Genomic DNA, 14,674 nt, shown 5'->3' on the forward strand with positions numbered 1-14,674 from the left:
GCTCGCGGTCCCGGTGACCGCCGCCGAACTCGACGAGGTCGCCGACGCCGGCCGAGAATGAAGGCACGACTCGGTGTCGACGCCCTCGGCTCTACCGTCGCCCGCCGGGCCGCGCCCGGAGATCTGGTGGCCGGCTGCGTGGTTCACAGCGACCGCGGATCGCAGGGCGGATTCAACTGGTCGTCGCAACACCTTGACTGTGGAGGTGTTTCAGCAGTGGCGACGAAGGACTGGTCTGCGAAGACAAGCGACGTTCCTGAAAGGGCTCGGCGGCAGTGGCGTCCAGATCGTGCGTTGCGCCCGCCGATACGCTCGCCCGGGCGGCCCGAGCCCTCTCGGGCGGTGCAGCGGCAGTTCTGCCTCTGATCGCGAAGGGCATCAACTAGGCCGAGGCGTCGTTGACGGTTGGCGTGTCCGTGCCGGTTGGCGCTCGTTGGTTCCGTCACGCTGGCGGTATGCCACCGATCTCATTGGCCGCACCTACCGGCCGCTACCTGTCTTTCGCCGGACGTCAGGAGATCGCGCTCTTGCGCGCTAGACAGGTCGGGGTTCGTGAGATCGTACGCAGGATTGGCCGGGACTCCGGGGACGATCTCGCGTGAGTTACGCCGCAACGCGGCCACACGCGCAGGGAAACAGGAGTATCGGGCGTTGGTGGCGCAGTGGAAAACGCCGCAGGCGGCGAAGCGGCCGACGACGGCGAAGCTGGTGACCAACGACCGGTTGCGTGGGTACGTTCAGGAACGACTGGCCGGCAACGCTCGCAGACCGGACGGCACCATCGTCGTCGGACCTGAGCCGCCGGCATGGAAGGGACTTAACAAGCCACACCGGCAGGACCGGCGATGGGCAACCGCGTGGTTCTCGCACCGCCTGAAGGTCGACTTCCCCGGTGATGAGTCCACGCGCATCAGCCACGAGGCGGTCTACTCCGTCGGCCACGGGCTCGAGCACAGAACCGACCACACGGGCATGTCACCGCCGACGTCGTGTTCTCCAAGCCCCGCGGAGACCGCCGACCGCGCGGTTCCTGGGCACTGGGAGGGCGATCTGATCATCGGTACGGGCCGCTGATCGGCACGACCGTCGAACGCGCGAGCCACTCGACCCTGCTGGTGCATCTACCGCGGCTGGAAGGCTATGAATCGTCCCGGGTTTGATGGAGGCAGGTTTGACCGGAAGGGACACTTGTTTCATGCCTCGCCCATCGAAGTACTCGAAGGAGTTGCGGGACCGTGCCACGCGGATGGCCATCGATGCCCGTAGCGATCCTGCGACCGCGCCGGGTGCGTTGGCGCGGATCGCCAAGCAACTCGATATCCACCCCGAGACTCTGCGGAACTGGGTCCGCCGCGTCGAGAAGGGCCAAGCCGAAACCCCTGGCGTGGAGACGGTCTCCGATATCGAGAGGATCCGTCAGCTCGAGCGTGAGAACGCGGAGTTGCGGCGGGCGAACGAGATCTTGAAGACCGCGTCGGCTTTCTTCGCGGCCGAGCTCGACCGGCCACGCCGCTGATCGTCGATTTCATCGACCAGTACCGCCGTCGATGGCCCGTCGAGGCGATCTGCACCGCCCTCACCGAGGCCGGATGCGCGATCGCGCCATCGACCTACTACGCCGCCCGAGGCCGCGGTCCATCGGCCCGCGCCCTGCGCGACGAGGAACTCAAAGAACAGATCATGGACGTCTACGAAGACTCCGGCGGTATCTATGGGCGCCGCAAGATCCGCGCCGCACTCGCCCGCAAAGGGATAACGGTCGCGAAGTGCACGGTCGAACGATTGTGCGGTGACCTGGGAATCCGTGGGGTGGTGCGCGGGAAGTTCCCGCGCACCACGAAACCAGCGGCCGAGACCGAACACCCCGGTGATCTCGTTGACCGCGCATTCGCCGCGACAGCGCCGAATCAGCTGTGGGTTGCCGACATCACCTACGTCCGCACCGATGCCGGCTGGGTCTACGTGGCATTCGTCTTGGACGTGTTCTCGCGGATGATCGTCGGCTGGCAGACCTCGACCCGCATGTTCGCCGACCTGGCGATCGACGCCCTCGCGATGGGCTTGTGGCTGCGGCGTCGGACCGGCCAGGACATCACTGGCCTGATTCATCATTCCGACCGCGGAGTCCAGTATCGAGCGGTGCGCTACACCCAGGCCCTCGACGAGGCCGGCGCCGTCGCCTCAGTCGGCTCGCGCGGGGACTCCTACGACAACGCGATGGCCGAAGCCCTGAACTCGCTGTACAAGCACGAGCTGATTTACCGGAAGGGCCCGTGGCGATCGACGAACGCCGTCGAGATCGCGACTGCCGAATGGGTCCATTGGTACAACACCGCCCGACTGCACGGCGAACTCGATCACCGGCCACCGACAGAGATCGAGGACCTCTACTGGCAGCAGCACGCTGCTGCCGAGACTGAACCTGCACTACAGAACAAATGATCGGTCTCTAACAAACCCGGGACTTGACACTATGGCCAGAGTCCGCCGGTGAAGAACGGCCCCGCGCTCGCCGGCTATGGCGCCGTCGCGATGAACGTCGTACTCACAGCGTCGATAATGAAGCTGCCGAACAACTCCGCAAGACGCTCACGTGGGACCGTGGCAAGGAACTCTCTGCGCACGCCGAGTTCGCTTTCGAGACGGGCACCAAGGTGTTTTTCGCCGATCCCCACTCGCCTTGGCAACGGCCGACAAACGAGAACGCGAACGGATCGCTGCGTCAATACTTCCCGAAGGGTACCGATCTTTCACGCTGGTCCGCGGACGACCTCGAAGCCGTCGCTCTCACGCTCAATAACCGGCCCGCAAGAGCCTGGGCTGGAGAACCCCGGCAGAGGGACTGCTCCGGAAGAACCTCATCGATCGTCAGCCCCGGGCGACCCGGAACGGGCCTACGAGGCCGTGGACGTCGAGTTCACCACACGTCCCCGCGGCGGTATTCGCAGATCAGCCGACCGTCCGTGTCGATCTCCGCGGTCTCAGGTGTCCGGAGGACCAGGACTGCGCCCTCATCGTCCGGGGTGAACTGTACCCCCGACTGTGTGAGGACGCCGAGCGGGCCGGACCACGGTTCCCAGCCGTGTCGAAGATACAGCCGGCGACCGTCGTCGGAGGCACCGAGTCCGCCGAGGTCGTACGCACGGGCGACGATTCCGTCCACCTGGTGCATCAGCGCATCGCCGATGCCGCGGCGGCGGTGTGCGGCATCGACCGCCACCGCCTCCACATAGCCGGTCCGCAGAACCCTGCCGCCGGGCACGTTCTCCCCTTGGACGATCAGCTGCCGTTGAACGACGGACGCGTGTCCCACCACCGCGTCGTCGGTACCGAACGCGATCACGTGGACGCCACCGAGCGCATGGTCGAAGTCGTCGGCGCCGAAGTCCCCGTCGAAGGCATCGGCCAGGAATGCGAACAACTGCCCGCGGAACGCCGCGGACAGCTCGTGAGAATGACGAAGCCGCACCCGGTTCTCGGGTGCGGCTTCGTGCGTCTGAGTGGAGACGATCAGTGCTTCTCGGGTCCGACGTGGTACTCGAAGACCAGTCCGGCGACCGTGCCGACGATGATCGGCACCAGACCGATGGCGAACCACCAGTTGGAACTCGCGAAACCGATGGCGAAGAGCGCTGCGCCGCCGGCGATCATGATCGGCCAGTAGCTGTGCGGCGAGAAGAAGCCGAGCTCACCGGCGCCGTCCTCGATCTCCGCCTCTTCGTAATCCTCCGGACGGATCTCCACGCGACGGGCCACGAACCGGAAGTAGGTGCCCGCGATGAGCGCCAGACCGCCGGAGAAGAACATGGCGGTCGCACCCGCCCATTCCACACCGGTCCGGTAGTAGAACGTCGCGACGGCGTAGATCACGCCCGTCAGGATGAAGAAGAGGGCGAGGGCCTCAAAGACCCGTGCTTCGACCTTCATAGTTCCTTAAACCTCCGGGGTGCACTGGGCGATCGTGGTGTTGTTGGCATCGCCGAGGTTCTTCGGAGTGGTTCCGTTGGAGACACGGCGGGTGTCGAACGGAACCGTGGTGACCGACTCGGGAACCTGGCACACGGCCTTGAGCGCCTGAGCGTTGGTCGCCTCCGGGTGGGCCTGGCGGTACTTGATGTAGTTCGCGAAGGTCGTCGGGCTCACGGCGCGGACCTCGAAGTTCATCATCGCGTGGAACGTTCCGCACATCTCCGCACAGCGTCCGACGAAGGCGCCCTCGCGGTCGATCTCGGAGATCTGGAAGCTCGAGTCCTGGTGGTTCTGCTTCGGGAAGGGCATCACGTCGCGCTTGAAGAGGAACTCGGGAACCCAGAAGGAGTGCACGACATCCGCTGCTGCGAGATCGAACTGAATGCGCGTATTGGTCGGCAGCACCAGGATCGGAATCTCCGACGAGCTACCGAGGGTCTCGATCTTGTCGTAGCTCAGGTAGTCCCGGATCTCGGCCGAACGGCCGCCGGCGGCACCGAGGATCTCCTCCTGCTTGCCGTCCTCTTCGCGGTACTTGGCGATCTGGTCCTGGAAGGGAACGCCCTGCTTGGAGTCCGTCTTCGGGTTCACCAGCTGCTTGCCGTCGATGGTGACCGACTTGTAGCCGAACTTCCAGTTCCACTGGAAGGCGGTGACGTCCACGGCGACAGCCGGGTTCTCTTCCTTCTTCTCCACCGAGTTCTGAACGACGACGGTGAAGTAGAACATCACGGCGATCAGCACGAACGGGATCGCGGTGTACGCGAGTTCCAGCGGAACGTTGTATCCGGTCTGACGCGGAATCTCGTCCTCGGCGGTGCCGTTCTTCTTGCGGCGGTGGAAGGTGATGGTCCAGAAGATCAGACCCCACACCAGCACACCCATGGCCAGGGCGGCGATGACCGACCAGGTCCAGAAGGTGCGCATATCATGTGCCTCGGGAGTGACTCCCTCCGGCCAACCGAAACGCAGGGCCTCTTCAGCACTGCAGCCCGATGTCATCAGCACACCGACGCCGAGTACTGCGAGGCCACTCAGTCTCTTGATCGTGCGCGACGGAGATCCCTTCCGTCGCGTCGACGGCCGTACACCGTTCGTCAATTTCACGCCTTCCTGCTGGCAGGGAGCTGTTCTTCCAAGGCCTGCGGCGACGAGCAGACACTCCTCGACGCAATTCTTGCACCTAGTACTACGCAGCGTAGACCAACCCGACGAAGTCGTCGTGATTGGGGTTCGCTGTTTCGCCGATCATTTTTCGCGACCTGCGGATACGGCTTCGACCGGGGGTGATTCCGCCCTCGCCACGGTGCGCCGGAGTCGCGACGGCCAGCGCATCTGCGGCATAGTGGAACGCGCTCACGGGCGCGGATCGCCGCCCGTCTGACCTGACAGTATCTGCGAAAGAGGCCCTGACACCGTGTGTGGCTTGCTCGGAATGCTCACCAGCGACGGTTCGGCGTCGTCCACCATCGACCTCGTCGCCTCGGCAGCGAGGTGCATGCGGCATCGCGGGCCCGACGACATGGGCACGTGGAACGACGGCGACCTCGTCTTCGGTTTCAACAGGCTCTCGATCATCGACATCGAACACTCGCACCAGCCGCTGCGATGGGGGCCGGCGGAGAACCCCGAACGCTATGCACTGGTGTTCAACGGAGAGATCTACAACTACCTGGAGATCCGTGACGAGCTGGCGCGCGACCACGACGCGCCGTTCCGCACCGAAGGGGACGGCGAGTCGATCGTCGCGGGCTTCCATTACTGGGGACCGGAGGTGGTCCGCAAACTGCGCGGCATGTTCGCCTTCGCGATCTGGGACACCCAGAACCGCGAGTTGTTCATCGCCCGTGACTCGTTCGGCATCAAGCCGCTGTTCCTGGCGACCAGCCCGCGGGGTACCGCCTTCGGATCGGAGAAGAAGAGCCTCCTGGAACTGCTCGACCGGCTCGACCTCGACCGCGAACTCGACGATCGCGCGATCGAGCACTACACCGTTCTCCAGTACGTCCCCGAGCCGGAGACTCTGCACCGCGACATCACCCGGCTGGAGTCCGGCTGTTACGCGACGCTCAAGCCGGGTGCCGCCCCGCAGACGACTCGCTATTTCGCACCTCGATTCCCGGTGCGCCCCTTCGCTCCGGGTGGCGAGCAGAAGCGCTACGACGAGATCGCCGACGTGCTGCGCGACTCGGTGGCCAAGCACATGCGCGCGGATGTCACCGTCGGGTCGTTCCTGTCCGGCGGCATCGACTCGACGGCGATCGCGGCGCTGGCGATCCAGCACAATCCCGACCTCATCACCTTCACCACCGGATTCGAACGGGAGGGTTACTCCGAGGTCGACGTCGCCGCGGAGTCGGCGGAGGCGATCGGCGCCCGCCACATCGTGAAGGTGGTCTCGCCGCGGGAGTTCATCGAGGCGCTCCCCCAGATCATCTGGTACCTCGACGACCCGGTCGCCGACCCCGCGCTGGTACCGCTGTACTTCGTCGCGGCCGAGGCCCGTAAGCACGTGAAGGTGGTGCTCTCCGGTGAGGGCGCCGACGAGTTGTTCGGCGGCTACACCATCTACAAAGAGCCGCTGTCGCTCAAGTCGTTCGACAAGCTGCCCGGCGGACTGCGGCGGCTGGCGGGCAAGGTGTCGGACAGAATCCCCGAGGGCACCCGCGGCAAGAGCCTCCTGCACCGCGGCTCGCTGACCCTCGAGGAGCGGTACTACGGCAATGCACGCAGCTTCGACGACGCCCGGCTGCGTGCGGTGCTGCGGAACTTCCGGCCCGAGTGGACACATCAGGACGTCACCGCACCCATTTACCGGATGAGCGAGGGAATGGACCCGGTGACGCGCATGCAGCACCTCGACCTGTTCACCTGGCTGCGCGGCGACATCCTCGTCAAGGCCGACAAGATCAACATGGCGCACTCGCTGGAACTGCGCGTTCCGTTCCTCGACAAGGAGGTGTTCGCCGTCGCCGAACGCCTCCCGTTCGAGGAGAAGATCAGCCATGGCACCACCAAGTACGCGCTGCGCAAGGCGCTCGAACAGATCGTTCCGCCGCACGTGCTGCATCGTCGTAAGCTCGGTTTCCCGGTCCCGCTGCGCCACTGGCTCGCCGGCACCGAGATGTACGACTGGGCGCGCGAGCTCATCTCCACGTCCGACACCGACCACGTCTTCGACAAGCGTTTCGTGATGCAGATGCTCGAAGAGCACCGGCGCGGCGAGGTCGACAACAGCCGGCGGATCTGGACCGTCCTCTGCTTCATGCTCTGGTACGGCATCTTCGTCGACGGAACCATCGTCCCGGCGATCGAAGATCACGATTACCCGGTCCGCCTGTAGCTGACCGCCCGGTGGTCGAGCAGGCGGCCCGTCCCGCCTCCGCTGGTTGAGCGAGCGGCCCGTCCCGCCTCCGCTGGTTGAGCGAGCGGCCCGTCCCTGTTCCCGCTGGTTGAGCGAGCGAAGCGAGTCGAAACCCCGGTGACAATCGGCCGGTAGCAGAACCATCTGCTGCCGTCGGATGTCGCGTTGGTTTCGACTCGCTTCGCTCGCTCAACCAGCCTGAGTGGCGCGCCGGCCGCCTACAGAACGGTCTTGATCTCCGCAGCGGCGTCGGCGCCGTAGGCCTCGGTGAGTCGCTCGACGGCCACGTCGACGTTCCAGGTCCAGCCCTGGGTCGATTCCGATTCGAGCACCAGAGTGGCGACCATCGCACCGAGCTGTGCGGCCCGTTCGTAGCCGAGGCCGCGGGCGATGCCGGTCAGGAACCCTGCGCGGAAGCCGTCGCCGACACCGGTCGGGTCCACCTGCTCGCGGACCGGCACCACGCCGACGTGGGTCGTGGTGCCGTCTCGCTCCACGATGTCGACACCGCCGGCACCGAGCGTGGTGATGCGGGTCCCGACGAGATCTGCCACCTGCGCGGCGTCGAGTCCGGTCTTCTGCTGCAGGAGGCCCCACTCGTACTCGTTGGTGAACAGGTACGCCGCGCCGTCGATCAGGTCGCGGGCGGCGGTGCCGTCGAGCCGCGCCAACTGCTGCGAGGGGTCCGCGGCGAACGGGATCCCCTGCTCACGGCACGTCCGCGTGTGGCTGACCATCGCGTCGGGGTCATCGGCTCCGACGAGCACGAGGTCGGGGCGGCCGGTGGTGGCGAACAGCGCGGTGAGGTCGATGTCGCGGGCCTCGCTCATGGCTCCGGCGTAGAACGTGGCGAGCTGAGCCATGGTCTCGTCGGTGGTGCACATGAATCGCGCGGTGTGCTGGGACTGGGACCTCGTGACGCCGCGGCAGTCGACGCCGTGTCCGGACAGCCAGTTCTCGTAGTCGTCGAAGTCGGGACCGGCCGCCGCGACGAGCAGGGGCTCCTCCCCTAGCGAACCGATCGCGTACGCGATGTTGCCGCCGACACCGCCCCGATGGACGACGAGGTCTTCGACGAGAAAGCTGAGCGAGATGTGCTCGAGCTGATCGGCGACGAGCTGATCGGAGAACTTTCCGGGGAACTTCATCAGATGGTCGGTCGCAAGCGACCCGCAGACGGCAATGAACATCTGTCCAACGGTACTTCGTCCGGAAACGACGACGGCCGTGACCCCACCCCCGACGCGAACGTCAGTTGAGGTCACGGCCGTCGACAGCTCCGTGTCAGCTGCCGTATGGACTCAGTTGAACGAATCGCCGCAGGCGCAGCTGCCGGTCGCATTCGGGTTGTCGATGGTGAAGCCCTGCTTCTCGATGCTGTCGACGAAGTCGATGGTGGCACCCTGCACGTAGGGTGCGCTCATCCGGTCGACGGCCAGCTTCACGCCGCCGAAGTCCGAGACCACGTCGCCGTCCAGGCTGCGGTCGTCGAAGAACAGCTGGTAGCGCAGACCGGCGCAGCCACCGGGCTGCACCGCGATGCGCAGGGCCAGGTCGTCGCGTCCTTCCTGGTCCAGCAGTGCCTTCGCCTTGGAGGCGGCGGCGTCGGTCAGCAGGACACCGGTTGCGGTTTCGTTCTGAACGGTCATGGGCGCTCCTCATGTCGCCGACCGCGAAGAATCTCGACGGCCGGATACGTTGTCGGTGGCTCAGTTACCGGTACAGCGGCCCGGCAGACACGGCCAACAGCATCAACGGTACTCGCCGACCCGCTATTCCCGCATCCCGCGCCCGGGTTTCGGCCGAGTCAGATTCCGGTCCGCTCGACCGTCCCGGCGAATCCGGCCGCGACCGTCTGCGCGAGTCCGGCCAGGATCGGCGCCGGGTCGGCGAGGGCGCGCGCGGACGAGCCGGCCCAGTCGGCCATCGAATACGCGACGGTGACGCCGTCGACGCGCGGCCTGCCGCGCACCTGCCCGGCCAGAACCACCGCAGGCACTCCGGCATGCCGTGCGTCGGCTGCGACGGAGGCCACCACCTTGCCGAAGGGAGTCTGCTCGTCGAAGCGGCCCTCCCCGGTCAGCACGAGATCGGCGCCGGCGATGCGCCGCGCACGACCGGTGACACCCGCCACCACCTCGGCGCCCGCCTCTCGGGTCGCACCGAGTGCCAGGAGAAAGGCACCGAGCCCGCCCGCAGCACCCGCACCGGCGGCGTCACGGAGCCGCTGACCGTCGTCGGTGCCGACGCGGTGGTCCTCCAACTCGTCCGCCCACCGCTGCAGTCGCGACTCCAACCGCGCGACCGTCTCGGGGTCGGCGCCCTTCTGCGGAGCGAAGACAGCGGCCGCCCCGGACGGACCGAGCAGCGGGTTGGTCACGTCGGTGGCCGCCACGAGTTCGGTCCCCCGCAGGAGGTGGTGCGCGGCGGTCAGTCCGCCGAGTGCCGTACAGGCGCCGCGGCCTCCGTCGGTGGTTCCACTTCCGCCGAGTCCGACCACGATCCGGGTCGCACCGGCCTCCACCGCAGCCCGCAGCAGGTCACCGACCCCGGCCGTCCCCGCACACCAGGCCGTCTCCGGACCGGGCGAGCCGATCAGATGCAGTCCGCATGCCTGAGCCGACTCCACGAACGCCGTGCGGCCGTCGAGCAGCACCTCGGCGGCCACCGCACCTCCGAGCGGTCCGGACGCCGAGACGCCGAGACGCCGCCCGACGCCGGCAGCCGCGAGCACGTCGACGAATCCGGGACCGCCGTCGGACTGCGGCAGCTGCTCGAGCACATCACCCGGCCGCGCGCGGGCCCAGCCCTCGGCGATCGCGGACGCGGCCTGCGCCGCCGTCAGCGTCCCGCCGAACTCGTCGGGGGCGATCACCACCCGCATCGCCGTCGTGTCCATCACCGGTCAGAGTAGCCGGGAGGCGCTTGCCCGATGCCCGCCGTCGCCGCCGCATCGAATAGTCTCGTAGTCGTGAAGTTGCCCTGGAAATCCGACGCCGCCAAGAGCTCAGCCGCCGAGTCGGAGGAGACCACCGACGTGCCGGCCGACGACGCGAGGCCGACCTCTGGTTCGACGACGCCCGGCAAGGGCCGCCCCACGCCGAAGCGCCGCGAAGCCGAACGCCGCCGCGGTCCCGTCGCGCCGCCCCCGACCACCCGCGCTGAAGCGCGGGCCCGGAAGAAGGCACTGCGGGCGTCGATGACCAAGGTGGAGCGCAAGGAGGTGGCCGCCGAACGCCGCCGCGTCCGCCTCGAGCAGCGCGAGAAGATGATGTCCGGCGACGAGAAGTTCATGATGGCCCGCGATCAGGGGCCGGTCCGGAAGATGGCGCGTGACATCGTCGACTCGCGACGCAACTTCGCCGGACTGTTCCTGCCCTTCGCGATCTTCCTGCTGGTGGTTCTGATGCTGCCGAACCTCGCGGTCATCGGGAACCTGGTGCTGCTGGCCTTCGTCCTGCTGGTGATCATCGATTCGCTGTACCTGGGCCGGATGGTCAACAAGCGGGTGCGTGAGCGCTACCCGGACACCACCGACACCGGATTCCGGCTCGGGTGGTACTGCTTCACCCGTGCCATGCAGCTGCGGATGATGCGCGCGCCGCGCCCGCAGGTCAAGCCGGGCGACAAGGTCTGATCGCGTGCGCACGCTGATCCTCGGCGGCATCCGCTCGGGCAAATCGGCGCACGCCGAGCATCTCCTCGCCGACGCACCCGCGGTCCGCTACGTCGCGACCGGTTCCGCCGACGGCGACCGGGCCTGGCGCGCGCGGATCGATGCCCACCGCGAACGTCGCGGCGACCGCTATCGCACCGTCGAATCGTGCGATCTCGCGTCGCTCCTGCGCGACTTTCCCGATGAGCCGACACTCGTCGACGACCTCGGCAACTGGCTCACCGCACTGCTCGACGAGGCCGGAGCCTGGGAGGACGAGGCCGCCGACGTATCCGCGCAGATCGAGGACCTGTGCGCCGCCATCGCCGGCTACTCCGGCGATCTAGTGCTGGTGAGCCCCGAAGTGGGGCTCTCGCTCGTCTCGCCGACACCGTCTGGACGGCGCTTCGCGGACGAACTGGGCCGCCTGAATGCGGCGGTGGCGGCTGTCTGCGAGACGGTCACTCTCGTCGTCGCCGGACGTGCACTGGACCTGCCCGCCGGTACCGGCGCCGTGCCCGCGGCCCCGGTACCGGTTTCCGCGTCCACGGCACCGTCCTCACCCGTCCCCGCGGAAGAGCCCGCCCGGCCCGCCGACGCGCCGGCGCCCCGGCGGGCGACCGTCTCCGAACCGGCCCAGATCGACGGCACCGACGCCGAGATCTTCCCGATCGTCGAACTCCCCGATCACGACGTCGCCGAGCAGGCCCGGGCACGACAGTTGCGGCTGACCAAACCGGCGCGATCCCTCGGCAGACTCGAAGAGCTCGGCGTCTGGATGTCGTCGTGCCAGGGCGTCTGCCCGCCGCGGACCCTGCAGTCGCCCGCAGTGGTGGTGTTCGCGGGCGATCACGCCGTGGCCGCCGACGGCGTCTCCGCCTATCCGCCCGAGGTGACAGCGCAGATGGTCGCGAACATCGCGACCGGCGGCGCCGCGATCAACGTGCTGGCGCGCCGCGCCGGAGCCACGGTGCAGGTCCTCGATATGGCGGTGCGAGCCGATACCGACCCGCACGTCTCCCGGTACAAGGTGCGCGCGGGAAGCGGCGATCTGCGAACCGGCAGTTCGCTGACCATCGCCGAAGCCCGACGGGCGGTCGCCGCCGGACGGGCCGTGGCCGACCAGCTCGTCGACGCCGGCGCCGACCTGCTCATCGCCGGCGACATGGGCATCGGCAACACCACCCCGGCGGCCGTGCTGGTCGGGACTCTCACCGATCGCGAGCCGGTGGTCGTGGTGGGACGGGGCACCGGGATCGACGACGCCACCTGGATCCGCAAGACAGCGGCCATCCGCGACGGCATGCGTCATGCACGGCGGCACCGCAACGAGCCGCTCGCGCTGCTCGCCGCGGTGGCGGGCGCCGACATCGCGGCGATGGCGGGATTCCTCGCCCAGGCGGCCGTCCGGAAGACTCCGGCACTCCTGGACGGGCTGATCACGACCTCGGCCGCCCTGGTCGCGCAGCAGTTGGCGCCGGGTGCCGCCTCCTGGTGGCAGGCCGGTCACCGGTCCACCGAACCGGCGCACGCGTTCGCACTCGATTCACTCGGCCTGACCGCGATCCTCGACCTGTCGATGCGGTTGGGCGAGGGCACCGGTGCCGTGTCGGCGCTGCCGCTGGTCGCGTCGTCGATCGACATTCTGACCGACATGGCGACCTTCGACGAGGCCGGCGTCAGCGGCGGAGAATAGGCACACCGGGATGATCGCCCGTGGCCTCCGCGGCGTGCACGACGCCTTCAGCTGGCTGACGGTACTCCCGCTCCCGCAGCCCCGCGGCGAATTCGACCGCGCCCGGGGCGCGACCGTGATCGCCGCGGTACCCGTCGTCGGAGCGGTGGTCGGACTGCTCGCCGCCGCCGTCGCCTTCGGGCTGTCGCACACCGATCTCCCCAGCGCGCTGGCCGGCGTCACCGTGGTGGCGGTGCTGGCGGCGACTACCCGCGGCATGCACTTGGACGGTCTCGCCGACACGGCCGACGGTCTCGGCTGCTACGGAGATCCGGATCGCGTGCGGGCGGTGATGCGCAGCGGCGACGTGGGGCCGTTCGGTGCGGCCACGCTCGTTCTGGTGCTGTTGGGCCAGTCCCTGGCGTTCGGCGCCCTGACCGCCGACTCACGATGGTGGTCGTTGGCGCTGGCGGTGGTCGCCGGAAGGACCACCGCGACCGTCGCGTGCCGGGCCGGTCTGAGCGCCGCGAACACCGACGGGTTCGGGGCGCTGGTCGCCGGAACTCAACGCGCGTCCATCGCGGTGTGGGCGGTGCTCCTGCTCGCGGTCGCGGTGGCCGCGGGAGGCTGGAACGGGGGCACCTTCCACGCGGCGGATGCGGTCCGTGCGGCGGCGACCGTGGCCGTCGTCTGGGCGTTCGCCTGGGCCTTCACCGGGCATTGCGCCCGTCGCGCCGGCGGGCTGACTGGCGATGTCATCGGCGCGACGATCGAAGTGGCGACCGTGCTGACAGCCGTCGGCCTGCTCCTGTAGAGGTCGCCGAAACGGATCATGCCGCAGCCGGACCCCGGACGGGTGCGGCTGCGGCATGAGCGCTCATTCAGGGCCGGAGCGGCCGGTTCACGGAGCCGGGTAGAGCGTGGTCATCCAGCCGTGTGTGTCGGCGAAGGTGCCGCGCTGCAGACCGGTGAGGGTGTCACGGAGAGCCTGCGTCACCTCTCCCGTGGTGCCGTCGCCGATCAGGTAGTCGTCGGTGTCGCTCTGAACCCGACCGACGGGAGTGATCACGGCAGCGGTACCGCAGGCGAAGACCTCGGTGATGTCGCCGTTCTTGACCCCCTCGCGCAGTTCCTCGGTCGAGATGCGGCGCTCGTCCACCTTGTAACCCGCGTCGGCGGCGAGGGTGAGCAGTGAGTCGCGGGTGATGCCCGGAAGCAGCGAGCCGCTGAGCTCCGGCGTCACCAGCTGTGCGTCCGACCCCGAGCCGAAGACGAAGAACAGGTTCATGCCGCCCATCTCCTCGATGAAGCGGTGCTCGATGGCGTCGAGCCACACCACCTGGTCGCAGCCCTTGTCGGCGGCCTGCGCCTGCGCCAGCAGCGACGCGGCGTAGTTGCCGCCGAACTTCGCATCGCCGGTACCTCCCGGGGAGGCCCGCACGTACTCGGTGCACAGATAGACGCTGACCGGCTTCACGCCGCCCTTGAAGTAAGCGCCGGCGGGCGATGCGATCAGCGCGTAGCTGTACTTGTCGGCCGGCCGGACGCCGAGGCTCGCCTCGGTCGCGATCATGAACGGGCGCAGATAGAGAGACTCCTCGCCGCCCGCGTCGGGAACCCACGCGTGGTCGGCGGCCAGCAACGCCCGCAGCGATCCGACGAAGTCCTCCACCGGCAGCTCCGGCATCGCGAGGCGCCGTGCCGACCGGTTGAACCGTTCGGCATTGGCCTCCGGCCGGAAGGCGGCGATGGAGCCGTCGGGCTGGCGGTACGCCTTCAGCCCCTCGAAGATCTCCTGCGCGTAGTGCAGGACCATCGCAGCCGGGTCCAGAGCGAGCGGCCCGTACGGGGTCACTCGTGCGCCGTGCCATCCACGATCGCGGTCGAAGTCTACGGTCACCATGTTGTCGGTGAAGTAGTTGCCGAAGCCCGGCGCGGCGAGGATCTCGGCGCGTCGATTCTCCGACACCGGATGCGGATGCTCGGTACGGGTGAACTCCAAGGTCATGCG

The 14,674-nt window shown here is 68.0% G+C and carries 12 protein-coding genes and 2 pseudogenes; 7 read left to right on the forward strand and 7 right to left on the reverse strand.

Annotated elements, in window-relative coordinates:
* Positions 1-216: 216 nt before the first annotated feature.
* The 3 genes and pseudogenes from ACZ5QD_RS07420 to ACZ5QD_RS07430 form a co-directional block, all read left to right on the forward strand.
* A pseudogene (locus ACZ5QD_RS07420) lies at positions 217-1,142 on the forward strand (transposase); the annotation flags it as partial.
* A gap of 53 nt (positions 1,143-1,195) precedes the next feature.
* A protein-coding gene (locus ACZ5QD_RS07425; protein WP_464367261.1) for an IS3 family transposase occupies positions 1,196-2,442 on the forward strand; the annotation gives its coding sequence in 2 pieces (ribosomal slippage) (positions 1,196-1,478 and positions 1,478-2,442; 1,248 coding nt in all).
* Positions 2,443-2,472: 30 nt separating this feature from the next.
* Positions 2,473-2,839, forward strand: a pseudogene (locus tag ACZ5QD_RS07430) (IS30 family transposase); the annotation flags it as partial.
* Between the two features lie 78 nt (positions 2,840-2,917).
* On the opposite strand, the gene ACZ5QD_RS07435 reads toward ACZ5QD_RS07430, so the two are convergent.
* Genes ACZ5QD_RS07435 through ctaC form a run of 3 tightly spaced genes read right to left on the reverse strand, consistent with a single transcriptional unit; the run spans position 2,918 to position 5,076 of the window.
* Positions 2,918-3,469 (reverse strand): GNAT family N-acetyltransferase, encoded by a 552-nt coding sequence (locus ACZ5QD_RS07435; protein WP_006895285.1) that lies wholly within the window; start codon positions 3,467-3,469, stop codon positions 2,918-2,920.
* A 41-nt stretch (positions 3,470-3,510) separates the two neighbouring features.
* Complete coding sequence (locus ACZ5QD_RS07440; RefSeq protein ID WP_278124055.1) at positions 3,511-3,927, reverse strand: cytochrome c oxidase subunit 4; 417 nt, start codon at positions 3,925-3,927, stop codon at positions 3,511-3,513.
* Positions 3,928-3,933: 6 nt separating this feature from the next.
* Positions 3,934-5,076, reverse strand: a complete 1,143-nt coding sequence (gene ctaC / locus ACZ5QD_RS07445; RefSeq protein ID WP_006895283.1) for an aa3-type cytochrome oxidase subunit II — start codon at positions 5,074-5,076, stop codon at positions 3,934-3,936.
* Between the two features lie 310 nt (positions 5,077-5,386).
* On the opposite strand from ctaC, the gene asnB reads away from it, so the two are divergent.
* Positions 5,387-7,312 carry an asparagine synthase (glutamine-hydrolyzing) gene (asnB, locus tag ACZ5QD_RS07450; RefSeq protein WP_278124057.1) on the forward strand — a complete coding sequence of 642 codons (1,926 nt, stop codon included), beginning with the start codon at positions 5,387-5,389 and terminating at the stop codon, positions 7,310-7,312.
* Positions 7,313-7,551: 239 nt separating this feature from the next.
* On the opposite strand, the gene ACZ5QD_RS07455 is transcribed toward asnB, so the two are convergent.
* The 3 genes from ACZ5QD_RS07455 to ACZ5QD_RS07465 form a co-directional block, all read right to left on the reverse strand.
* Complete coding sequence (locus ACZ5QD_RS07455) at positions 7,552-8,523, reverse strand: carbohydrate kinase family protein (RefSeq protein WP_278124058.1); 972 nt, start codon at positions 8,521-8,523, stop codon at positions 7,552-7,554.
* 111 nt (positions 8,524-8,634) lie between these two features.
* On the reverse strand, positions 8,635-8,982 hold the full coding sequence (locus ACZ5QD_RS07460; RefSeq protein WP_006895280.1) for a HesB/IscA family protein: 348 nt from the start codon (positions 8,980-8,982) through the stop codon (positions 8,635-8,637).
* Between the two features lie 158 nt (positions 8,983-9,140).
* Positions 9,141-10,232 carry a glycerate kinase family protein gene (locus ACZ5QD_RS07465; RefSeq protein WP_278124061.1) on the reverse strand — a complete coding sequence of 364 codons (1,092 nt, stop codon included), beginning with the start codon at positions 10,230-10,232 and terminating at the stop codon, positions 9,141-9,143.
* 72 nt (positions 10,233-10,304) lie between these two features.
* Between ACZ5QD_RS07465 and ACZ5QD_RS07470 the strand changes: the two genes are divergently transcribed.
* The 3 genes from ACZ5QD_RS07470 to ACZ5QD_RS07480 are packed head-to-tail and all read left to right on the forward strand — an operon-like array spanning position 10,305 to position 13,477.
* Positions 10,305-10,970: a DUF3043 domain-containing protein gene (locus ACZ5QD_RS07470; protein WP_006895278.1), complete on the forward strand. Its 666-nt coding sequence runs from the start codon at positions 10,305-10,307 to the stop codon at positions 10,968-10,970.
* 4 nt (positions 10,971-10,974) lie between these two features.
* Positions 10,975-12,684, forward strand: a complete 1,710-nt coding sequence (gene cobT / locus ACZ5QD_RS07475) for a nicotinate-nucleotide--dimethylbenzimidazole phosphoribosyltransferase (protein ID WP_006895277.1) — start codon at positions 10,975-10,977, stop codon at positions 12,682-12,684.
* Positions 12,685-12,694: 10 nt separating this feature from the next.
* Positions 12,695-13,477 carry an adenosylcobinamide-GDP ribazoletransferase gene (locus ACZ5QD_RS07480; RefSeq protein WP_278124064.1) on the forward strand — a complete coding sequence of 261 codons (783 nt, stop codon included), beginning with the start codon at positions 12,695-12,697 and terminating at the stop codon, positions 13,475-13,477.
* An 87-nt stretch (positions 13,478-13,564) separates the two neighbouring features.
* On the opposite strand, the gene ACZ5QD_RS07485 is transcribed toward ACZ5QD_RS07480, so the two are convergent.
* The gene (locus ACZ5QD_RS07485) at positions 13,565-14,671 is read right to left on the reverse strand and encodes a branched-chain amino acid aminotransferase (RefSeq protein WP_062366662.1); all 1,107 of its coding nucleotides are present in this window, start codon (positions 14,669-14,671) and stop codon (positions 13,565-13,567) included.
* Positions 14,672-14,674 lie beyond the last annotated feature (3 nt).

The organism is Gordonia sp. J1A (genome assembly GCF_055393515.1).

What these genes read in the sequence shown, in the direction of transcription:
- ACZ5QD_RS07485 (WP_062366662.1), bottom strand. Translation starts at nt 14,671, where the DNA reads ATGACCTTGGAGTTCACCCGTACCGAGCATCCGCATCCGGTGTCGGAG.
- ACZ5QD_RS07455 (WP_278124058.1), bottom strand. Translation starts at nt 8,523, where the DNA reads ATGTTCATTGCCGTCTGCGGGTCGCTTGCGACCGACCATCTGATGAAG.
- ACZ5QD_RS07480 (WP_278124064.1), top strand. Translation starts at nt 12,695, where the DNA reads ATGATCGCCCGTGGCCTCCGCGGCGTGCACGACGCCTTCAGCTGGCTG.
- ACZ5QD_RS07460 (WP_006895280.1), bottom strand. Translation starts at nt 8,982, where the DNA reads ATGACCGTTCAGAACGAAACCGCAACCGGTGTCCTGCTGACCGACGCC.
- ACZ5QD_RS07440 (WP_278124055.1), bottom strand. Translation starts at nt 3,927, where the DNA reads ATGAAGGTCGAAGCACGGGTCTTTGAGGCCCTCGCCCTCTTCTTCATC.
- ACZ5QD_RS07465 (WP_278124061.1), bottom strand. Translation starts at nt 10,232, where the DNA reads ATGGACACGACGGCGATGCGGGTGGTGATCGCCCCCGACGAGTTCGGC.